The organism is Chryseobacterium sp. 'Rf worker isolate 10' (assembly GCF_050753305.1).
Taxonomy (GTDB): domain Bacteria; phylum Bacteroidota; class Bacteroidia; order Flavobacteriales; family Weeksellaceae; genus Chryseobacterium.
On record NZ_JBOZOF010000001.1, the window covers coordinates 2,208,153 to 2,232,222 of the forward strand.

A 24,070-nucleotide genomic window follows, 5' to 3' on the forward strand; every position below is an offset into this window, starting at 1 on the left:
AATCTCATTATACACATTACTTTATTTAATTTAGAAATATCATATAAACAGCAAGAGTACCATTAAGGAGAATTACAGACAATATTAAAAATACTTTATCTTTGTTTTCTCAGGCATATCATAAACATTTTATTTGAAGACCTTACCTATGAAAGACAACAGCTTTTTATCATCTGCAAAAGGAATTTGTACTGCAGCTTTTTTAGTCTTAAACACAACTGTTTACGCTCAGAAAACAGCAGATGTTTCAACCATTTCAGAAAAAACCCTAAACACTATCCTGGAAAAGAACAGAGCTTATTACAGCCAGGGCAAAGTAGCAGACTACATTCCTGAACTGGGGAAAATGGATGCCAAAGCCATTGCATTTTCCGTAGTAGACAAAAACGGTAAGGTATTCAACACAGGAGACGTGAATAAAAAATTCACCATGCAGAGTATCTCCAAAATCATCTCATTAATGGTGGCTGTAAACGAAAAAGGAGAAGCTGATATTTTTGATAAAATGGGGTATTTCGGCTCAGACAAACCTTTCAATCATTTTTCAAATCTGGAAACTACAGGAAAACCGCTTAATCCTATGATGAATGCAGGAGCAATTCTTACCACTTCATTAATTTCCGGAGACGGAGAAAAACCATTCCTGAAAATACTGGATATGGTAAGATACATCACCAAAAACCAGTCTATAGATTACAACAAATCTGTTTACGAATCTGAAAAATCAACGGGACATCGTAACCGTGGTATGTTTTATATTATGAAAAACAGCGGGCTGATTTCAGGAAATGAAGACCAGCTGGACAACTATTTCAAACAATGCTCTATTGAACTTACCGCTGAAGATCTTGCAAAAATAGGCTACTTCTTCGCCAACCAGTGCGTAAGATTTGACGGAGATTCCAGTTACAAAAATGCCGACATGGCAAAACTGGTAGAATCACAGATGCTGACTGCCGGCATGTATGAGTTCAGTGGAGAATACTCCAGAATGGTAGGACTGCCCAGCAAATCCGGTGTAGGAGGAGGAATTACGGTAAGTGTTCCCGGAAAAATGGGAATCGGGGTATTCAGTCCGTCTTTAGATCAACACGGCAATTCACTCGCAGGATATCACATGATTTTAGACCTGGCAAAACAATACGGATTAAGTATTTTTTAAATTTTGACAATCCATTAATTTCCACCCAATAAATAATATTGGCCTATAATTGATACAACGCTAACTTTTATAGGTCATTCATCAGAAAAAACCTTAACATTTAACCTATTCAAAAACAGTAAGTATATCAAGTACTTACTGTTTTTTTTATGAATTTCGAAAAGATAATTTAATTATTTGTTAAAATTCCTATCTGTTTATTTATCAAAAAGATAGATAAAATTCACAAATAATTCAGATTAAATCACAATATATTGATTAATTTTACATAAATTCGCATATCCGTTTTATCAGATTGATAAAGGCCATTCTTACATTTTCGAACCTTATTCATTGTATATTATCTTTTTGTAATATACCCGAAAACAAATCTCCCTTTTTTGAAATATTTTATTTTTTATTACTATATTTGCTTAACATTTTTTTAACTATAACTATTTATAATTAAAATTACTAAGATTGTATCGTCACGTTTCTAAGAATAAGAAAATAATAAATATACTTTAATAGCATTTGAACAATTGATATTTTTCTATTAAAAAATCATTATCAAATAGCATTTATGACTGAAGATATATTATAATTTTATTATTTTTATTTCCTCATAACGGGATATCGTCGTTTATAACGATGATATTGATGTTTTGTTATGAGATATCATTAATCATTTCTATACCGTAAATGCTATGAAAAACTTGACCAAAATCAGGCTAATGCCTTTTGAAAAACCGGAGATCACCCTACTATCAGACAATCTATTGATAAGTAATAGATTATTGAATAATTACCACAAAACGATTCAAACCGTTAACGATTTAACAAAAACCAATTTTATTATATCATAACAAAAAAGCAACCGCCTTATTACCGAAAGGCACAGCATTTTGTTATGAATCTCTTGCTATCATTCAATAATTATCACGCCATGAAAAACTTACCCATTATTGGACTGACGCCTTTTGAAAAACCAGACGTTAACCTTATACCTAGACTACACCAGGCGGGTGCATTTCCCGTTTTAAGTTTAGGAAGTGAGATAACGGCTGCGCAGGAAGCGTTACATCAACTTGACCAGATAGACGTACCATCATATGGTATTTATTTTTCTAAAGACAACTTCGCCTCTCTTCAAATTTCTGAAAAAGTAAGATTTGCGATCCTTCCGTTCGGAATGTCTAAGCCTTCCAGCCTGCCTGCAGTATATCAGGTAAGCAGTTTGGAAGAAGCCAGACAGGCTGAACAGTCGGGAGCAGAAGGAATCATTATCAAAGGAAATGAAGCAGGCGGATTAGTAGGCTATGAATCCACGTTTGTATTATTCCAGCGTGTGATCAAAGAAATCCAAAGCATTCCGGTGTGGGTACAGGGAGGAATAGGTCTCCATACCGCTGCAGCATCAAAAGCTTTGGGAGCAACAGGAATTGTACTGGACAGCCAGTTGGCTTTATTCCCGGAAAGTTCAGTTCCACAGGATCTGAAAGAAGTTTGCTCAAAACTGAATGGTACAGAAACTAAGGTGATTGCGAACCATCGTGTATTGGTAAGACCCAATTCACCGGCTTTACCCGAAAATGCAACCGCCGAAGATCTGAAACAATATTTTACAGGCCTTGACCTTAGCACATGTTATATTCCTATGGGACAAGACATTTCATTGGCCACAGACCTGTATGAAGACTTCAAAACACTGAAAAAACTGATTTTCGGTTTCAAAGAAGCCATGTATGGGCATTTGAAGCAGGCAAAAGCACTGAAAGTAATTGATAAAAATAATTCTTTAGCACAGGAACTGGGTCTGAACTATCCTATCGCTCAAGGTCCAATGACCCGTGTAAGTGATGTTCCTTCATTTGCCAATGCAGTAGCAGATGCCGGAGCTCTACCCTTTGTTGCTCTATCCTTATTGAAAGGAGAATCTGCAAAATCTTTGGTGATGGATACCAAGAAACTGGCTGGTGATAAAACTTGGGGTGTAGGAATCCTAGGATTTGCACCACAGGAATTAAGAGAAGAACAGACTTCTTATATATTAGAAGCGAAACCTCCAGTAGTTTTGATCGCAGGAGGAAGACCCGCTCAGGCCAAAGTATTTGAAAAAGCCGGAATAAAAACCTTCTTACATGTTCCTTCCCCTGCCCTACTGGATATTTTCCTGAAAGAAGGTGCTAAAAACTTTATTTTTGAAGGACGCGAGTGCGGAGGTCACGTAGGCCCTCTTTCAAGTACAGTTCTTTGGGAAAAACAAATTGAACGTATTTTAAAAGAAGACCACCCTGAAAACATCAGTGTCTTTTTTGCAGGAGGAATTCATAACGCTTTTTCAACCGCATTTGTATCCATCATGGCTGCACCATTGGCTGCGAGAGGAGTCAAAATTGGTGTATTGATGGGGACTGCCTATCTTTATACACATGAAGCGGTACAGACGGGAGCTATTCAGGAAGAATTCCAGGCTCAGGCTATGCAGGCGAAAGATACCGTTTTACTGGAAACAGCTCCGGGACATGAAACCCGTTGCTTAAATACTGCATTTGCCAACCATTTCAATACGGAAAAAGCAAAACTTCTTGCTGCCGGAATGGACAAAAAACAGGTATGGGAACAGCTTGAAAAATTAAATGTAGGCCGTTTACGTATTGCCGCTAAAGGCATAGAACGTCAGGGTGATAAACTGGTTAATATTCCTAAAGATGATCAATTAGACTTAGGAATGTATATGATTGGTCAGGTTGCTACGATGCATAACCGTGTCATCTCATTGGCAGCTCTTCATCAAAGTGTTGTAGACAATTACGAACACATTCAGGATGCAGCGTTACCGGAAGAACCGGTATCTGTAGAAAAACCTCTGGACATCGCTATCGTAGGAATGGAGTGTATCTTCCCAGGTGCTAAAAACCTTGATGAATACTGGAGAAATATCATTTTAGGAAAAGACAGTGTTACCGAAGTACCGGATGAAAGATGGAATAAAGATCTTTATTACAAACCAGATTCCAATGAATCGGATGTATCCCATTCCAAATGGGGAGGATTCATTCCAAAAATTGATTTCGATCCATTAGCATTCGGAATTCCACCACAATCACTTGCCGCTATTGAACCTACACAGCTGTTAACCTTATTGGTTGCAAAACGTGCGATGGAAGATGCCGGATATGGTGAAAAACACATCAACAGAGATAACATTTCTGTCATTATAGGTGCTGAAGGAGGTAATGACCTTGCCAACAGCTATAGTTTCAGAGGATATTATAAACAGGTTTTCGGAGAACTTCATGAAGAAGTAAAAGAAGCCTTCCCACATACTACAGAAGATTCTTTCCCAGGTATTCTGGCGAATGTAATCGCAGGTAGAATTACAAACCGACTGGATCTTGGCGGTAGAAACTTTACCGTAGATGCAGCTTGTGCTTCGTCATTAGCCGCTATTGATCTGGCTTGCCAGGAACTTGTATTGGGAAAATCCGATATGGTTCTTGCAGGAGGTGCAGATTTACACAATGGAATCAATGATTACCTGATGTTCTCCAGCACGCATGCCCTATCCAGAAAAGGAAGATGTGCTACATTCGACAGTGATGCAGACGGTATCGCTCTTGGAGAAGGTATTGCCATCCTTGTTTTAAAAAGATATGAAGATGCAGTACGTGATGGTGACCGTATTTATTCAGTAATCAAAGGAGTTGGGGGATCCAGTGACGGTAAAGCGTTAGGATTAACGGCTCCAAGAAAAATAGGTCAGGTAAGAGCCTTAGAGCGTGCTTATTCCCAGGCTGGTATTAGTCCTTCTTCCGTTGGTCTTGTAGAAGCTCACGGTACAGGAACAGTAGTAGGTGACAAAACCGAATTAAGTGCACTGACCAATTTATTCAGCCGTTCAGGAGCATTACCGGGGCAGACGCATTTAGGTTCTGTGAAAACACAGATCGGGCATACCAAGTGTGCGGCAGGGCTAGCTGGATTAATCAAAGCTTCACTTGCTGTATATCATGGAGTAAAACCACCTACCCTTCACCTTCAGCAGCCTAATGCGTATTATAATGCAGCAACCAGCCCATTTGCTTTCCATGCAGAAAGTGGATTGTGGGGCGAGAAAAACCGTTATGCAGGAATCAGTGCTTTTGGATTTGGAGGAACGAATTTCCATACGGTTATTGCCAACCATCCTAAGCAGGATAATTCAATCGCAATGCAGTCATGGCCTTCAGAATTATTTGTGTTCCGTGGAGACACCTATGAAGAAGCCAAAGGAGAATCAAGCAAGGTTAAGGCTTTATTAGAAATTAATGATGGTATTCCATTAAAAGATATCGCTTACAGTTTAAGCATCAGCTCAGAAAAACCAATCCAGTTCAGCATTGTTGCTGACACCGCTGAAGACCTGATGATGAAGCTTGAACTGGTACTGCTAGGGATTGAGACAAAAGACACCTTTACAGTTAACAAAAAAGAAGGTAAAGTAGCTTTCACATTCCCTGGACAAGGTAGCCAGAGAATCAATATGGCACGTGACTTATTTGTGGTTTTCCCGGCTATGCGTAAGATTATTGATGAGTATCCTGAACTTGAAAAAGTAGTTTTCCCATCTAAAACCTTTAATGATACTGATTTAAAACAACAGAAAGAAACCATTAAAGATACCCGTTTAGCACAACCTCTTTTAGGAATTGTAGACCTTGCATTGGCTAAATTCTTAGAATCATTGGGAATTATTCCTGATATGCTGGCAGGTCACAGCTACGGTGAAATACCGGCTTTATGCTTTGCAGGAGTATTTGGAGAAGATAAACTGGTTGACTTAAGTGTTAAGAGAGCGCAGTCTATCTTAGATTCAGTAGAAGGTGGAGATCCGGGTTCCATGCTGGCAGCCAGTGCTGCTCCGGAACGTTTACAGCCAATTATTGCAAAAGTAGAAGGATGTTATCCTGTCAACTTCAACGCTCCCACTCAGTGCGTTATCGCTGGAAGTACAGAAGCGATCAATACATTACTGGAAGTGCTTAAACAGGAAGGTATTTCTGCTAAAAAACTGGAAGTTGCATGTGCATTCCACAGCCCATTATTGGCAAAATCCAAGAATTTATATGCTGAAGTATTAAAAGACGTTCCTTTCCAGGAAATGCAGATCCCTGTTTGGTCCAATACTACAGCAGAAGTATATCCGTCGAACCCATCAGAAATAAAAGAAAGACTTACTGACCATCTGGTACAGCCTGTAAGGTTTGTAGAACAGCTTCAGGCCATGTACAATGATGGTGCAAGAATCTTCATCGAAGTAGGACCAGGAAAAGTACTTACCGGATTAACCAAATCATGTCTGGAAAAAGATCAGCTGACCTTATATGTTGAAGACAACAGCCGTAATAAATTCAGTCATCTGCTTTGCATGCTGGCTCAATATTTAGGAACAGGCCGAAGCTTTACGATCAACAAGCTTTTTGATGGTAGAAGTGTCAACATTATTGACCTTAACCAACCTGAGCTTTATAAGAAGAGCACAGCCATATGGCGTGTTAACGGGCAAACTGCCCACCCAACTACCGGTAATCTGCCAGCCAACGGTGCATTACCACTTATAAACCCTATTCCCATGAACAACTTTACTAATAACTCACAGGCACCCGCAACTGAAGCTCAGTCTACTGCTGAACGTATGTTGCAGGAATATTTGAACAGCATGAAATTAATGATACAGGCACAGCGTGATGTGATGCTTTCCTTTATGGGACAGAATCCTCAGGCTTTCCCTGCTCCTGTATACCATTCACCAGCACCAGTTGCTGCACACCAACCCATCTCTACCATTCCGGTTCAACCTGTTCATCAGGAAAAACCAGTAGCCGTGGCTGCTGTAAAACAAGCTCCGACAAGAGATATTAAGTCTTTATTATTACAGGTGGTAAGCGACAAAACAGGATATCCTCAGGAAATGCTGGGTATGGAAATGGATCTTGAAGCGGATTTAAGTATTGATTCTATTAAGAGAGTTGAAATCATCGGAACACTTCGTAACGAACTGGGAACCCTGGGTAACGGAAATGCTAATGAAGATACCGTTATGGAGCAGCTTGCAGGAATAAAAACTTTAAGCGGATTAGTTTCATGGCTTACTGAATTTTCAGGAGCTGAAACAACTGCTGCGCCTGAAAAAAACGGAACAGCAACTGAACCAACAGTTTCAAAATCACAAGCTCAGCCGGCATTCTCTCTTGAAGACCTTCAAAATGCCATTTTGAATATTGTAAGTGAAAAAACAGGTTATCCAAAAGAAATGTTAGGTCTTGACCTTGATCTGGAAGCGGATCTAAGTATAGATTCCATCAAACGTATGGAAATCATCGGCGATCTTAAAACCAAGATCGGTTTTGGGCAAAACCTTGAACAGGCTGATGATGTGATGGAAAAACTGGCGGCTATCAAAACCCTTCGCGGTCTGGCAAGCTGGATCAGCGAAATGAATGGTAAAACCAACGAAACGACACCTGAAGTGAAAGAAGACAGCACTACAGAACCTGTTCAGAATGTACTTTCACGTCTTCGTTTTGATATCACTCCTACCGATGCTTTTTTAATACAAAATACAGAAGTATTGCAGGGAAAACGCTTTGCCATCACACAAGATGACAGCAAACAAACCTCAGCAATCAAAGATGCATTGGAAAAACATGGTGCCATCGTAGAATTAGTAGATACAGAAAAAGATCTTTCCCATATTGACGGATTAATTATGTTAGATCTATTCTCCGCAGCTGATAAACCAAGCATCATTGATCATGTAGATCTGATCAAGAAGCTGGATTTTGATAAAGCGAAATGGGTATATCTGATCTCAGATATTCCTGCACACCTTCAGGAAATTACAGATGCAAGTATATTACGCCACCACCAGGGATATCCGGGACTTTTCAAAAGTCTGGCAAGAGAATTTGATAATACAACCTGCAGATTAATCAGCCTGAGTACTCCTCAGGAAGTAGATCAGATTGCTGAAATTACGTTGAAAGAAATTCTTACCAACGATAAACCTGCTGAAGTTATTTATAAAAATGATCAGAGACATAAAGTAGACATCATTCCTTCTCCATTATCTACAAGCTTACATGAAGCACATATCCAGTTAGATCAAAAATCTGTGGTGTTGGTACTGGGAGGTGCACAGGGAATCACTGCCGAACTGGTAAAACACATGTCTCAGGCTTATCCTTGTACCTATATTCTGGTAGGAAGATCAGCTGATCCAAGAAATGAGGTTTCTGCCAAGGAATTTGAAACCATGAAAACCAAAGAAGAAATCAGAGGCTTCCTTATCAAATCCGGACAATTCACATCTCCTGCAGAAATAGAAAAAGAAACGACGAAGATTTTCAAAAACAATCAGATCCTGCGCACAATCCGTGATATGGAAGCGCTTGGAAATACCATCATTTACCAATCACTGGATCTTTGTGACGAAGAAGGATTAAGTAATCTGATCAGCAGTATCTATGAGAAATACAACCGTCTGGATGGAGTGATTCATGGAGCAGGTCTTTTAGAAGATAAATTATTCAAACAAAAGACCACAAGCTCTTTCGGACGTGTATTTGATACCAAAGTAAAACCACTTCGTGTACTGGCAGAACAGCTTCGTTCAGACTGTCAGTTTGTAGTATTATTCTCAAGCATCGCTTCCGTATACGGCAACAAAGGTCAGACAGATTATGCTGCGGCCAACAGCGTACTGGATGACTATGCAAATGCTTTAAATAAAAGATTAAAAGGAAAAGTAATCTCTATCAACTGGGGACCATGGAAAGGTGCCGGAATGGTTTCTTCCACCCTTGAATCTGAGTACGAACGCAGAGGTATTTCCATGATTCCATTGGATGAAGGAAAAGAAATCTTCCTTAACGAGATTAAATACGGAACAGAAAGCCAGGTGCTGATCATGTCAGGAAATAATTGGTAAAACGCTGCATAAACTCAATATGAAAAAAACAGATGTTGCTGTAATTGGTCTATCCTGTGTCTTTCCCGGGGCACAGGATGCCAACACTTTTTGGCAGAATATTGTCAATAAAGTTGATTCTACCGAACTCGCTCCGGCGGATCGGATAGATCCGGTTCATTTCAGTGATGCGACAAGTCCCGTTGACCGTTTTTACTGTCAGCGTGGAGGATTTATCCCTGACTATACATTCGATCCCACCACATTTGGTATTCTGCCATTGGCTGTTGAAGGAACGGAACCTGACCATTTGCTTACCCTTGATCTGGTACAGAAAGCACTGGAAGATGCAGGCGTATTTCAGAAGAATATCTCCCTTGAAAAAACGGGAATCATCATTGGTAAAGGAAACTATACTGGTCCTGGTGCTACCCGAGCGATTGAAATTGTAAGAACCGGAGAACAGATTTCTTCATTGTTACAAGAGTTACTGCCTCAGGTTTCTCCTGCAGATATTGAAAAAGTAAAGCATGCTTTTCAACAGCGTAAAGGACGTTTTGCAGCAGACACCGCAATGGGATTAATTCCCAATCTTGTTGCCTCTCTTGTAGCGAACCGCTTCAATCTAGGAGGTGCTGCATTTACTGTAGATGCCGCTTGTGCTTCTGCTTTGATTGCTGTAGATCATGCTGTACAGGAACTTCAGAGAGGTCGTTCCGATATCATGATCGCAGGAGGTGTACACACAGGACAGAATGCCGCTTTCTGGAGTATTTTTGCCCAACTGGGCGCAATGTCCCGCCAGCAGCAGATCAAACCGTTCAGTATGGATGCTGACGGTCTATTGATTGGGGAAGGCTGCGGTTTTGTAGTCTTAAAAAGACTGGAAGATGCTGTTCGGGATCAGGACAAAATCTATGCTGTGATCAAAGGCGTGGGCGTAAGCAGCGATGGTAATGGTACCAGCGTGATGAGCCCATCCGTAAAAGGTCAGTTGAAAGCTTTAGAACAGGCGTGGATCAATGCTGATTTAGATAAAAGTAAAGTGGGATATCTTGAAGCTCATGGCACAGGAACTCCCCTTGGAGATAAAACAGAACTTCAGACCTTAGCTCAGTTCTTCGGAAAAGAAGAAACGGCTCCGGCTGCAGGTATCGGATCTGTAAAGTCCAATATCGGGCATGCTATGCCAGCTGCAGGAATTGCAGGATTAATTAAAACCTGTTTAGCATTACATCACGATACTTTACCACCGACCTTATATTGTGAGAATCCGACTTCGGATATGAAAAATACAAGGTTTGAGCCTGTACAGGAAGCCAAAAACTGGTCAAAAACAGGACTGCCAAAAGTAGCTGCAGTGAATGCTTTCGGATTCGGAGGAATCAATGCTCATGTTGTTTTGGAAGGCTATGATATGCCGAAAAAAGATCAGGTATTGATCTTGGCCAGACCTACCCATGAAGAACTGCTTTCAGCATTACAAAATAATGAAACAGCGATTGGCGAAGGAGATTTCAGAGTTGCGATATTCGATCCCACTCCTGCCAGAGTAGAAAAAGCCATGAAAATTGTTTCCAAAAACATCACCTGGAAAAATAAACAGGATATCTGGTACACCTCTGCCCCATTATTAAAAGATGGCGGTAAAGTAGCCTTTGTATTCCCCGGCTTAGATGGTCTTGCAAAAGGTGAAGTAGAAACGGCAAGCCGTTATTTCGGGCTGACAGCCCCTATCGAAACGGAAGGTGAAGGCCTTTTAACCGATGCTTTAAACATCTTCAACAACTGCAGTATCCTTGATAATTCACTGAAAAAACTGGGAATTATCCCTGATATGAATGCCGGGCACAGTTTAGGAGAATGGCTTGCCGGTTACTCTTCAGAATTAGCGGAAGCCAACTCTGTAAAAGCTTTAATTGATGTATTGAATCCTGAAACATTTGAATTAAAAGACTCCAAATTCATCGCCATAGGAGCCGGAATTGATGTGATAAAACCTTTTATTGCAGAAATTTCAAATCTCTATGTTTCCAATGACAACTGCCCTAATCAGGTGATTCTTTGCGGAAGCAATGCAGCTCTGGATGAATTGGTTCCTTTCTTAAAAGCAAAACAGATCTTCCATCAGGTACTGCCGTTCCAGTCTGGATTCCACTCTCCTTTTATCGCTGACAAACTGGATGTAATCCTTGCGGGAATGGAAAAAGCACAGTTCCAGCAGACGAAAATCCCATTGTGGTCTGCCACAACATTAGAACCTTATCCTGCAGATCAGGCAGCGATCAGAAAACTGAGTGCTGAGCATTTGGTAGAACCTGTTCGTTTCCGTGAACTGACAGACAAATTATACGAAGAAGGCGCAAGGGTTTTCATTCAGGTGGGTACAGGAGGTCTGATTGGATTTATTGATGATACTTTGAAGGGGAAAGCCTTCAGTACCATTGCTTCCAGCGTTCCGACCCGTTCTGCACTGGCTCAGTTACAGCGTGTAGTGGCTTCATTATTTGTAGAAGGAAAAACAATTGCTCTTGATTTTCTGGAGATTCAGAATCATTCGAAAAGACCTTCAGGAAAAGGCATTAAGCTGGAATTAGGTTCTCCTATTATCCGTAATTTTAAAGAAGTGAAAGCTTTGGCTCAATCTTTTGACACGCCAAAACAATATACAGCAACAGCTTCGGCTATTGCCACAAAAAGCGGTCATCCGCTGGTACAGGCATTTCAGGAAAACGTTGCAGATATGATCCGTATGCAGGAAGAAGTATTAACTTTATTCCAAAACCGTCCGGAAATTACCATCCAAAGACCTGCACCTGTAACCCATGTAGCTCAAAAAGCACCAAGAAGTACAACCTTCACAAAAGACTTGTACGTCACACTGGAAAGTCATCCTTACCTGATCGATCACAGTTTATTGAGACAGCCAAAAGGATGGGCTCATGTCGCTGATATGGAACCGGTTATTCCGATGACGATGATCTTTGAACAGCTTGCAGAAATTGCAGAAGCGGAAATTCCGGGAACACAGGTTCATAAAATCATGAACGTAAGTGTATTCCAATGGATGAACGTAGCCAAACCTTTCGAAAAAACCGTAAAAGGAGAATGGCGCTCACCGAATCACGCTTATCTCGATATTGAAAACTTTGCCAATGCAGAAGTAGTCTTAAAATCTGCTCCTGTTCCAACCCCTGATTTCAATCTTTCCATTGGTAATCTTTTGCCTATTGAAAGAACGCCTGAAGAAATCTATGACATGCATATGTTCCATGGAGATAAATACCAGGGAATTACTGAAATTTCAGCCGTTGGAGATAAAGGAATCATCGGAAAAATAAAAGGAAACGGCGGTAAAGGTTCTTTACTGGATAATGCAGGACAGTTATTCGGACTTTGGCTTCAGCTTACTTTGGTGAAAGACCGTATTGCATTTCCTGTGAAAATCAGAGATATTGAATTCTTCGGAGATATGCATGATCAGGAAGGTATTTTTGAATGTACCTGCATGCTGACCGAGCTTAATGATGAATTTGCCATCGCCGATATCATCCTGAAAAGAGACGGAAAAGTATGGTGCGCGATTACCGGCTGGCAGAACAGAAGACTGGAAATTGATGCCGCTTTATGGAATGTTTCCATGTCACCGCTGCACAACCGTCTTTCGGAAGAGATTGCTCCTGAAGTATTCTTTTTCCACCAAGCCTATACAAGAGTCGCTTCATGGGATTTTATCCTGAAAAGATACTTCAACCAAACGGAAAAACAGCATCACCAACAGTTATTACCTAACAAAAAGAAAAACTGGATGGTAAGCCGTGTAGCGGTGAAAGATGCCGTAAGAAACCTTCTCCGTCAGGAAAAGAATCATGCCTGCTTCCCGATCACTTTTGAAATTCGTTCCGATGAAGTAGGGAAACCTTACCTCATCAGTGATTTTACAGAAGACATTCATATTTCATTAGCTCACAAAGGAAAAGAAGCCGTGGGAATTGCGAGATATGGAAAATCTGTAGGAATCGATATGGAACTGATGGAAGAACGCAGTTCAGGATTCTATGACATGGTATTTACCGACAAAGAATTAACCTTATTAAAAGACAGAGATCAGGCAGAATGGACCACCCGATTCTGGGTAGCCAAGGAAGCTTACGGAAAATTCCTGGGAACAGGACTCAAAGGAAATCCTAAAGCCTTCGAAGTCGAAGTGATAAAAGATGATCACTTGTGGATCAACAACATTGAAATCAAAACTATTAAACATAAAAATTATATTATCGGATGGACACTGTAAACGCAACATTAAAAATGAACCACGAAGAACTTTTTACTTTATTAAAAGGTTTTATTACTGAAGTGATAGGTGCTGAATTTGTAGAAGAGATGGATATTACTCCTGAAAGTTCATTCACCAAAGATCTTGAAATGGATAGCATTGAGATTGTCTCTTTCTCTGAAAAGATCAAGGCGCATTTTGGCGATCAGATCGACTTTACAGGTTGGTTATCTTCTATGGATCTTGACCAGCTAATTAATCTTGACCTTAGTATGATCATCAATTATATCTACGAATGCCAATAATCACTGTCAATAACAGACAAGTTCATATACAGGAACTCAACAAAGGAGCCGAACAAACCGTGGTACTCATCCACGGTATGTTCAGTAACCTGTCCATTTATTATTTTAATATTGCCCCGGTGCTGGCCAAGCATTTCCATGTGGTGATGTACGATCTGAAAAGCCACGGTATGAGTGAACGCTTTTTGGATGGGTACGATCTTGACAACATGTCATCCGATTTAATAGGTTTAATAGATCACCTTCAACTGGAAAAAGTACACCTTGTCGGCTATAGCTTCGGAGGTCTTATTGCATTAAAAACAGCTTTGGAATACCCAGATCGCGTGAATCAGCTTGTAGTGACGGAAGCTCCGGATCCTCAGGACGAAAAAGCCCGTAACATCATTGATGAATACAGCAAAGAGTTTCTTGAGCACTATGTAGCCAACTTTACCGATACCACCAAAGTGCAGATGGGCAAAAGACAAATGGAAAAGAACCATCGTATGTATGAATTTCTGTTTAACCAGACCAGCATTAAAGCAGATATGATTAAGGAAAAACATTTCCTGGGTGAAACCGACTTCAGCAAACTGACGGCTTCTACTCTATTGCTTTATGGCGCTGATTCCAACTGCAGACCTACCGGTGAGTGGCTGCAATCTCAAATCAGCCAGTCTGAACTTGAATTAATTCCGGGCGATCATAATATTCCTATTCAGGAACCTCAGCGTATCGCTGAAACGATTGCTCAATTTTTATCTAAAATTTTAACACAAAACCATGGCTAAATTTGCATTTATAGTTCCACCATTGACAGGACATGTCAACCCTACCTTAAGCATTGGTGCTACCCTGCTGGAAAGAGGACATGAAGTAGCCTGGATCAGCCTTGACCCTACTTTAGAGGCTAAACTTCCCGAGGGAGGAAAATTATTACTGATCCAATACGATCAGACCGACGAAGAAAAGAAAGAAAGCGAACAATATCTTGATATTATATCTAAAAAAGTAGTGTATGGTATAGACAGCGTTAAGTTCCTGTACGAAGAAGTTCTTATCCCGCTGAACAGACATTGCTATAACGGAATTGTTTCTTTATTAAAAATAGAGCAACCCGATTTGATTATCGGAGATCATCAGTTATTTGCAGTCCCGGTTGCAGCAAAGGCATTAGGAATTCCTTGTGCGACTTCCGTTACGGCTCCGGCAGCCATTAAAATAATGAATGAGCTTCCAAAAGTACACGAATGGGAAGTGAATCAAATCATTGATCTGCAGAAAGAATTGGGGTTTCAGGAAGAACGTTCTCTGGCGACTTCAGATCTGTTGACATTGGTTCTGACGTCCAATTATTTCTTTGGTGAAATGGATGATCTACCGTCTCAATACCAATTCACAGGTCCGGTTCTTACGGAAAGACGTGTTTCATGTGAATTCGACTGGGAGAAATTAAAAAGCAATGGCAATAAAAAGATTTTAGTAAGTATCGGAACAACCTTCGATCACGATCATAAAAAAGCATTTTTCCAAAAGGTCGTTGATGCCTTTAAAGAAGAAGATTTAACTGTGGTAGTGGTTTCCGATCCACAGCTTTTCGAGCAGTGGCCGGATAACTTTATGGTGTATCAGCAGGTTCCTCAGCTGGATCTGTTGCCTCATCTGGATGGTGTCGTTTGCCACGGCGGTCATAATACCGTATCTGAAACATTATCCAATGGTATTCCTTTGGTGGTAATTCCGATTGCGTATGACCAGTCACATGTTGCAGGACGTGTAGTGCGTACAGAAGCAGGTGAGCGTCTTAATTTTAACAGATTTAAAGCCAATCACCTGAGAGACGCTGTACAGCAGATTTTAAATAATCCAAGCTACCGTGAAGCAGCTCAGAAAGTAGGTCAGTCTTTTGTGGAAGCAGGAGGCTCAGTTACGGCAGCTACCCTATTGGAACAGGCTCTGTCAAAAGCTTCAAAACCTGAAAAACCGTCTAAATTTTTATTCGTTGTTCCTCCGTTTTTCGGACATGTAAGTCCTACTTTGAGTGTGGGAGCGAGTTTAATTGCCCGCGGACACGAAGTAAAATGGTTCGGGATTACGCCTTTAGACAACAAACATATTCCTGAAGGAGGTTCTTATTTCTATCCTGAAGAAGATCTTATCCCATATCAGGAGGAAATTGCCCGTATTTTAAAAAGACAGGATGACGGACCCGCATGTTCCGGACCTGAAGTGATGAAACTGGCACTGGAAGAAACCTATGTTCCATTCGCGAAAATGATGATGCCGGGATTAACCAGACTGACAGAAAGCTGGATGCCGGATGTGATTGTGAACGACTGTATCACTTTCGGAGGGGCTCTTTTCGCTCATAAACATAATATTCCTTGTGTAACGACAACTCCAGTTCCACCGGATGTCATGGGAGATACAGAAAAAAGTGCCCCAAAAATCTGGGAATGGCAGCAAAACCTGATCAAAGACCTTCAAAAAGAAGTAGGTATTCATGAAGAAGGAATTTACATCCATTCTCACAAATTGAATATGGTGTTTACATCTCAGGCTTTCGCTGGTTTTGAAACCGTTCCGTCTCACATGAAATTCGTAGGTCCGGTAAAAGGCCGTCCAAACGATGCTCCATTTGACTGGGATAAACTGAACGCTTCTACCACTCCAAAGATCTTTGTATCATTGGGAACATTGCTGGTAGACATCAGAAAAGCTTTCTTTGAAAAAATCATCGCTGCATTTAAAGACCAGCCCGTTACAGTAATTGCCGCTACTCCACCGGAAATCTTTGAAGAGTGGCCGGACAATTTTATTGTAAACAGCTTTGTCCCTCAATCTGCGGTAATGCAGCAAATGGATATGGTGATTTGCCACGGAGGTTTCAATACCGTTAACGATACTTTCCGTAACGGGTTGCCGATGTTGATTACACCCATTGCGTATGATCACTTCCATATTGCAAAACTGATCGAACAGGCAGGCTGCGGAATCAGCATCCGATACAAAAGACTGCGTGTAGATGCTCTTCGTGAAACGGTTTTTGAATTGTTGGAAAATCCGAAATACAGATTAGCTGCTCAGGAAGTCCGCAATACATTTACCCTTGCCGGAGGTAACGACAAAGCAGTAGAACTGTTAGAAAATTTTGTACAGGAACACTCAACTTTAGCTTCTGTATAAACCAATAAATAGCTGCATATGAAAAGAAGATTGCTATTTGGTGAACGTATGTTACTGGGGGACGGCACAGAACCTTTTAACGCGGTCATTCCGTTCAGACTGAGAGGTACCTTTGCATTAAAAGATATCCAGCAGGCTCTGGCTCAGATTCAAAAAAAACATCCATGGCTGAGAGCATTGATCAGCCATGACGAAAAAAATATTCCATGGTATAATGTTCCTGATAATCCTGTTTCTATTCCTGTAAGAATCATTGCCCGACAGAGCGAAGATCAATGGCAGGAAGAATCCAGAAGAGAATGGAACACCACCTTTAATTATGAAAAATTACCCCTGATCCGGTTTGTCTGGATCAAAGGGGAAAACGTTTCTGACATGCTATTTGCGTTCCATCATTGTCTTTGCGATGGCGGTTCTGCAATGGCTTTTTTAAAAGAGTTTTTAGCAGTACTGGACAATCCGGCTGCTGATATCGGAATTGAAAATCCCATCTTAGGAATTCAGGATGTGGTTCCGGCAAAAATTCTGAACAGCCGCAGACAGAAACTGAAAGCTAAGTTTATCGGAAGGCTTGCTGCCACAGCAATCAAATGTATTCCGGTAGGTAAAAACGCTGTGGAAAGACAGAAAGATTATCTGATCCACTGGAAACTGGATGAAGCGGTGAGTAAAGAATTAATTGCCTACTGCAAATCTCAGGAAGTGACCGTGAACACATTTTTGAGTGCATCGGTATTACAGGCATTTAAAAAAGTAAGAGGTGAGAAATCCTTTAACAAAGTTTCCTGTCCGGTAGATATCAGACGTTTTGCCAATCAGATCAAGGAAGATCATATTTTCGCTTTCGGGCTGATGATTGTGGTTTCTTCTGATGAAAAACTGAGCTTTACAGACAATCTCCGTGCGATGCAGAAATCGGTGGAACAAAAGACCTCAAAACTGAATCCTTATATCACGATGATGGTGATGGAATCCGGACATGATGCGCTAAAGAATTTCACCAAGCTTTTAAAGAACGGAAAATCGTCCAACGACTGTATGTTTTCCAATCTGGGACGCATTCAGATTCCTCATCAGTATAAAGAATTCTCGGTGGATACTATTTTCAGTCCATCCGTGATTGGTCCTTTGGGAAATACGACAACGATGGTAACCTCCACTTACCGTGGTGAAATGGATTTTTCATTCATGGGAAGCGAAGGATATTTGCCTTACACAGATGCTCTGGCAGTCCGTGATGAGGTGATGCAGATTATACATTCACAACTTAAACAAATGGCAGTATCATGATCAGAAGACCCTTAATGATGGTGGAAAGGATCATGTATGTGGATCCTGAAACACCTTTAAACTGTGTGTATACCGCAAGAATCAAAGGAGAGATTACTGAAGAGAACTTTAAAATCGCTTTAATCAAAATCCAGCAGAAACATCCGATGCTGAGAGCAGTCATTGATCGCAACAGCGGACGCTATCCTCTTTTTGTAGGACAAAAGGATATTGAGCCTATTCCCCTTCGTATTGTGGAACGAAAGACAGACGAAGATTGGTTCAAAGAATCTGAAAATGGATGGTTCCAGCTCTTTGAACATCCGAAAAAACCGTTAGCCGAAGTGGTTTGGGTGAAAGGACAGAATGCTTCCGAAATCCTTTGGGTCATGCCCCACTGTATTTCAGACGGAACAACCGGAGTGACTTTGATGCGTGAACTTTTGAGTTTGCTGGACAATCCTCATGCCCCGCTCATTCCTTATGTTGCTTTTGAATCTGTGAATGATTTTCTGCCTTCAGATTTTAATACAGGAATCAAAAAATACAAGGCCAGTCTTTATTTACTTTTCGCCAGAATATTCTTTTCTATCCAGCGAAAAAGCAAAAAGAGAAACCTTGGGAAAAACTACGCCATTCACTGGAAAATGACTCCAGAAGATACCAAACTGATCACCGAAAAATGTAAAGCCAACGGAATTTCCGTACATGCTTTGCTGTGTTCATCTGTGATGCAGGCCTTCCGTGATATTCAGGGAGACCGTGCCAAAGGTAAAGTGATCAGTCCTGTAGATGTGCGTCATTTTATTCCGGAAATTAAAGAAGATCATTTGTTTGCTTTTGCCCCAACGGTAGAGCTTTCTGTGAAAAAAGGCAGCAAGGATATAATGAGCAATGCCAAACAGATCAAAAAGGATCTGATCGAGAAAATCAACAAAATGGAAGCCCGTGAACTCCTCTGGATGGGTGAACATATGCACCCCATTGTAGAACGTATGATCAGTATGCTGAAATCCAGCGAAGGCGGACATGATGTAACCCTATCCAATATGGGAAAGGTAAATATCCCGAATGACTATAAAAACTTCAAACTGGAAACCATGATCAGTCCTACCGTGGCTTTCCCATGGCTGAACTCAAACACTTTGGTAACCAGTACGTACAACAATGAAATGGACTTCACTTTCATGTCCAATGAAAATTTTCTTCCCAAAGAAGAAGCCCATCTGATAAAAGATAAAGCCATCGAGCTATTGACCACCTCTCTATGAAATTTAAAATAAAGCCTCCAAAGCCAAAACCAATAAAAAAAACCACCCTGAAACGCTTTCTCATCAAGCGTACGATGTATTATGTCCTTCCGAATGTATTTTTTAATTTCATCATCGCATATGCCAGCTTCAAAGAACTAGGCTACACCCATTTTTTCTCAGGAACCCAAAACCTGGCCCGCCTTACCCTACCAATGGCTATCTTCCTTCCGGTAGTCCTTACCATTGATATCATCAAAAGAGTAACCGATGCTGCCAGCCAGGAAGCCATAGAATTTACCGTAGACGAACAGCTGAATATTAAAAAATTAATGACCAAGCTAAGCATCTTACACGGCTTAATTACAGGTTCATTGGTACTCTCCCTACTCTTTATAGGACAATATAATTTCTCAAAGGACTATAAACTGGATGCTACGGCAATGGCTGTGGTCGTGGGAATACTGGCGGGGATATTGTCTGTGGTTTTTGTGTATTTGCCAGTGTGGAGATTGAGGAAGTGGATGTGTAAACGAGTGCAGGCTGTGGATTTAAATACATAGTTTATTTTAATAAATCTCTATATTTTTAATATAAATTTCTATCTTTGATAGTATCATATGATACTATCAAAGATATGAAACCTCCTTATACTATTACAGACACCATTTTATTTTTAGTAGCTTCTATTTCTGAAAAAATAGGAGAAATCAATGCTTCACATCTGTATAAGCCTGTCACTGAATTAAGGAAAAAGAACAGGATTAAAACGATCCAGTCTTCATTGGAAATTGAAGGAAATACCATTACTGAAGAGCAGATAACCGCTTTACTGGAAAATAAAAGAGTCATTGCTCCCCAAAAAGATATTCTTGAAGTTCAGAATGCAATACAGGTGTATGAAGAAATCAATAAGCTGAATCCTTATCACCTGAAAGACTTAGAAAAAGCACATTCTATTCTGATGAAAGGATTGGTTGCTCATCCTGGTAAGCTAAGAACCACCAATGTGGGTATCATTAAAGGTTCGAAAGTAGAACATATAGCACCAGGAGGCACCATGGTAAAAGGATTGATGAAAGACCTCTTCTCTTATCTGAAAAAAGACAAAGACCTGATTTTAATTAAAAGCTGTGTCTTCCACTATGAGTTTGAATTTATACATCCTTTTACAGACGGTAACGGAAGAATGGGCAGACTCTGGCAGACCTTGATTCTGATGCAGCAATATCCTGTATTTGAATATCTGCCCGTAGAAGCCCTCATCAAGCAAAAACAGGCCGAATACTATAATACCTTATCAGAATCTGATAAAAAAGGAAATTCTACCCCATTTATAGAATTTATGCTCGGTATTATTCTCGAATCTCTACAGGAACTTTTACAATCTCAAAATAAAACATTGTATACAGAAGACAGAGTTTTCTTATTTAAAGAGAAAGTAAAACAAAATAAGTTCAGCAGGAAAGACTATATGCAGAACTTCAAAAGTATTTCTGCTCCCACTGCAAGCAGAGACCTGAAATGGGCTGTTGAACAGGGTATTTTATTAAAATCCGGAGAACAGAGGTTGACAGAATATTGTTTTAAAGAATAATGTTATACTGCCTATGATTTTTGTGTATTTGCCGGTGTGGAGATTGAGGAGGTGGATGTGTAGGAGGGCTGTTGCAAGAGTTTGGAAATTGATCAATAGCTCATCTTTATTAAAATTAAAGGATTTTATTTTAATAATTTGCTATAATTTCTAGAGATATAAAGGTTTCCCGTTTGTTTTATACCACATTTTTGTCTAAATTAATCCCCTCTTTTATTAGACAAACAGTACATGAAAATTAATAAACTCGAACCTCAGAAAGCATTAAACCCTGCCTACAAAAAATTTAAACCTTTAAGAGCAGATATTGATGATTTTTCCGTGAAACTTCAAGAATGTATCAATGCTATTCATTTAGTTGATAGTAGAAATGAAAGTGAAGAGCATTTAAAATCTCCTATATCGAAATTTCTATCATCTACGTTCTATTCTGAAAATGAAATCAATACAAAGGAAAGAATTGATTTAGCAATCTATTTGGGTAAAGATGCAACTTCTGACGTAGGAGTTTTAATAGAAGCAAAAAAACCAAGCAACAGAGCTGAATTCCCGACTGAAAAACAGCTTAATAAAAAGGCATTTCAGGAAATGCTGTTGTATTACCTTAGAGAAAGAGTTGATTATAAGAACAATAATATTAAGCATCTTATTATAACCAATGGTTTTGAGTGGTTCTTTTTCAATGCAAGTGATTTCTACAACTTATTTTATAAAAACAGCGAATTAATTAAGGAATACAAAGCATTTAGAGATGGCTTAAAAGACACCATAAAAAATGAACTATTCTATAATGAAATAGCAAAGAAATATATAGAACAAGTAGAAGATACCCTTCCATTTGTATATCTTGATTTTAGAAACAAAGAAGTTTCAAAATTTAAAGATAAAGAGCTTGTTAATATTTATAAGTTATTTTCTGATGTTCATTTACTTGGAAAAAGCTTTGGGAACGATAGTAATCAGCTTAATAAAGCCTTTTATAATGAGCTACTTCATATCATAGGACTTGAAGAAGTAAAAGAAAGTGGTAAAAAAATTATCCAAAGAAAAAAGAATAAAGAAGCAGATTATGGTCCATTATTAGAGAATACAATTTTTACACTTGAAGATAAGGACTACCTTATCAAGGTTAAAAACATTCCTAATAATGAAGAAAAGTCTTTCACTGTTGGTTTGGAACTATGTCTTACTTGGGTTAACAGGATTCTTTTCTTAAAATTATTAGAATCTCAGTTGAGAAGTTACAATAATGATTCACCCGAATATAAATTCTTAAATTCAGACTTTATACCTGGTTTTGATGCGCTTAATGAGATGTTTTTTTCAGCATTAGCAAAACCTATACAAGACCGTCATCAGAGATACGCAGAAAGGTTTAAATATATTCCTTATCTGAATAGTAGCCTCTTTGAAAAGAGTGAACTGGAAGATTTGACTTTTGATATAACTGCTTTGATGGATGAAGAAATGGAAGTTTTCTCATCAACAGTATTAAAAAATTCTAATGGGAAAAAACAAACAGGAAAGCTTAATACTTTAGAATATCTATTTAAATTTTTAGATGCTTATGATTTTTCCGCGGATGCATCTGTTGAAATTAATGATAAGCAACAAAATAAAACATTAATTAATGCCTCTGTTTTGGGATTAATTTTTGAAAAAATCAATGGTTATAAAGATGGATCTTTCTATACTCCTGGTACCATTACCATGTTTATGTGTAAAGAAACATTGAGAAAATCTGTAGTTCAAAAATTTAAAGAGGAAATTACAGAAACCATTGAAACATTTGAAGATGTTATTGATTATTGCAATACTTTTTTCAAGAAGGAAGATCGTAAAAAATTCAATGAAGTAGTTAACTCTATCAAAATTTGTGATCCTGCCGTAGGATCAGGACATTTCCTTGTTTCTGCTCTTAATGAAATGATTGTCATTAAAAGTGAGTTGGGTATTTTAGGAGATGAGGATGGAAAAAAATTGCCATGCACAATAGAAATTGATAATGATGAAATTTATATTTCTGATGCTGATGGAGATTTATTCAGCTATAACCGTAAAAATCCACAAAGTTTAAAAATTCAAAAAGCAATTTTTCATGAAAAGGAAACTCTTATTGAAAACTGTTTATTTGGTGTAGATATTAACCCTAACTCAGTAAATATCTGCAGGCTGAGACTCTGGATCGAGCTCCTTAAAAATGCTTATTATACGGATGAAGGAGAACTACAAACCCTTCCTAATATTGACATTAATATTAAATGCGGAAATTCACTCATCAGTAAGTTTAAATTGAATGACAGTTTAAAGAGTGCGTTTAAAAGCAAGGAAATTACATTCTCAGTCGAAGATTACAAACAGGCAGTAAAAGACTACAAAACCACCAACTCCAAAACTAAAAAGAGAGAGATTGAAGATATTATAAGTACTATCAAAAACAATCTCAAATCCAGTCTTGACAATAAGGAAAAAGAAAAAGTTTCTAAAGCATTAGGTGAATACCAAAATGAAGAACAAAGACAAAACAATTTAATTGTTTTTGGAGAAACTATAAAAAAAGCAGAAAAAGATAAACTCAAAAAACTCAAAATCAAGGCTGAACAAGCTAAAAAACAAAAAGAAGAAATTCTAAATAATGTTATTTATCGTCATGCGTTTGAATGGCGTTTTGAATTTCCAGAAGTACTGGATAATGATGGAAACTTCACAGGTTTTGATGTCATTATTGGGAATCCTCCGTACATTCAATTACAGAAAATGGGAGCAGCAAGTGATGCATTACAAACATTAGGTTATGAAACTTTTGCCAGAACGGGAGATATTTACAGTTTATTTTATGAACTAGGATATAATGTCTTAAAAGAAAAAGGACTTCTAACATTTATCACTTCTAACAAGTGGATGCGTGCAGCTTATGGAGAAAGTCTAAGGAAGTTTTTTGCAGATAAAACAAATCCTGAAATTCTTATAGACTTTGGTGGAACTCAAATATTCGATACAGCTACTGTTGACACCAATATTCTAATGTTTTCAAGGGATAAAAATAGACAACAAACATTAGCTTGTGTTATCAAAGAAAAGGTGTTAAATAATTTGAGCGATTATTTTAGACA

At 39.1% G+C, this 24,070-nt stretch carries 11 protein-coding genes; all 11 read left to right on the top strand.

The features are described from left to right. Positions 1–148: 148 nt before the first annotated feature. A complete protein-coding gene (glsA, locus tag LKL37_RS09995; RefSeq protein ID WP_431610449.1) occupies positions 149–1,162 on the top strand; it encodes a glutaminase A in 1,014 nt (337 codons plus the stop codon). A gap of 925 nt (positions 1,163–2,087) precedes the next feature. Beyond that, positions 2,088–9,113, top strand: coding sequence for an SDR family NAD(P)-dependent oxidoreductase (locus LKL37_RS10000; RefSeq protein WP_431610410.1), 7,026 nt, complete (start codon positions 2,088–2,090; stop codon positions 9,111–9,113). A 19-nt stretch (positions 9,114–9,132) separates the two neighbouring features. Beyond that, a complete protein-coding gene (locus LKL37_RS10005; protein WP_431610411.1) occupies positions 9,133–13,386 on the top strand; it encodes a beta-ketoacyl synthase N-terminal-like domain-containing protein in 4,254 nt (1,417 codons plus the stop codon). Continuing rightward, positions 13,374–13,673, top strand: coding sequence for an acyl carrier protein (locus LKL37_RS10010; RefSeq protein ID WP_002977699.1), 300 nt, complete (start codon positions 13,374–13,376; stop codon positions 13,671–13,673). The genes LKL37_RS10005 and LKL37_RS10010 overlap by 13 nt, the downstream gene beginning before the upstream one ends. Next, positions 13,664–14,446, top strand: coding sequence for an alpha/beta fold hydrolase (locus tag LKL37_RS10015; protein ID WP_431610412.1), 783 nt, complete (start codon positions 13,664–13,666; stop codon positions 14,444–14,446). The genes LKL37_RS10010 and LKL37_RS10015 overlap by 10 nt, the downstream gene beginning before the upstream one ends. Then, positions 14,439–16,841, top strand: coding sequence for a glycosyltransferase (locus tag LKL37_RS10020; protein WP_431610414.1), 2,403 nt, complete (start codon positions 14,439–14,441; stop codon positions 16,839–16,841). Before LKL37_RS10015 ends, LKL37_RS10020 begins: the two co-directional genes overlap by 8 nt. A gap of 18 nt (positions 16,842–16,859) precedes the next feature. Then, positions 16,860–18,131, top strand: coding sequence for a condensation domain-containing protein (locus LKL37_RS10025; protein ID WP_431610415.1), 1,272 nt, complete (start codon positions 16,860–16,862; stop codon positions 18,129–18,131). Beyond that, complete coding sequence (locus LKL37_RS10030) at positions 18,128–19,381, top strand: phthiocerol/phthiodiolone dimycocerosyl transferase family protein (protein ID WP_431610416.1); 1,254 nt, start codon at positions 18,128–18,130, stop codon at positions 19,379–19,381. Before LKL37_RS10025 ends, LKL37_RS10030 begins: the two co-directional genes overlap by 4 nt. Then, positions 19,378–19,923, top strand: a complete 546-nt coding sequence (locus LKL37_RS10035; RefSeq protein WP_431610418.1) for a hypothetical protein — start codon at positions 19,378–19,380, stop codon at positions 19,921–19,923. Before LKL37_RS10030 ends, LKL37_RS10035 begins: the two co-directional genes overlap by 4 nt. Positions 19,924–19,997: 74 nt before the next feature. Further along, positions 19,998–20,957, top strand: coding sequence for a Fic family protein (locus LKL37_RS10040; protein WP_431610450.1), 960 nt, complete (start codon positions 19,998–20,000; stop codon positions 20,955–20,957). Positions 20,958–21,188: 231 nt separating this feature from the next. Beyond that, positions 21,189–24,070: DUF7149 domain-containing protein (locus LKL37_RS10045; protein ID WP_431610419.1), on the top strand; the 2,882-nt coding region annotated here is incomplete at its 3' end.

Excerpts from the sequence above, each read along its gene's own strand:
- glsA (WP_431610449.1), top strand. The coding sequence starts at position 149 with ATGAAAGACAACAGCTTTTTATCATCTGCAAAAGGAATTTGTACTGCA.
- LKL37_RS10000 (WP_431610410.1), top strand. The coding sequence starts at position 2,088 with ATGAAAAACTTACCCATTATTGGACTGACGCCTTTTGAAAAACCAGAC.
- LKL37_RS10005 (WP_431610411.1), top strand. The coding sequence starts at position 9,133 with ATGAAAAAAACAGATGTTGCTGTAATTGGTCTATCCTGTGTCTTTCCC.
- LKL37_RS10010 (WP_002977699.1), top strand. The coding sequence starts at position 13,374 with ATGGACACTGTAAACGCAACATTAAAAATGAACCACGAAGAACTTTTT.
- LKL37_RS10015 (WP_431610412.1), top strand. The coding sequence starts at position 13,664 with ATGCCAATAATCACTGTCAATAACAGACAAGTTCATATACAGGAACTC.
- LKL37_RS10020 (WP_431610414.1), top strand. The coding sequence starts at position 14,439 with ATGGCTAAATTTGCATTTATAGTTCCACCATTGACAGGACATGTCAAC.
- LKL37_RS10025 (WP_431610415.1), top strand. The coding sequence starts at position 16,860 with ATGAAAAGAAGATTGCTATTTGGTGAACGTATGTTACTGGGGGACGGC.
- LKL37_RS10030 (WP_431610416.1), top strand. The coding sequence starts at position 18,128 with ATGATCAGAAGACCCTTAATGATGGTGGAAAGGATCATGTATGTGGAT.
- LKL37_RS10035 (WP_431610418.1), top strand. The coding sequence starts at position 19,378 with ATGAAATTTAAAATAAAGCCTCCAAAGCCAAAACCAATAAAAAAAACC.
- LKL37_RS10040 (WP_431610450.1), top strand. The coding sequence starts at position 19,998 with ATGAAACCTCCTTATACTATTACAGACACCATTTTATTTTTAGTAGCT.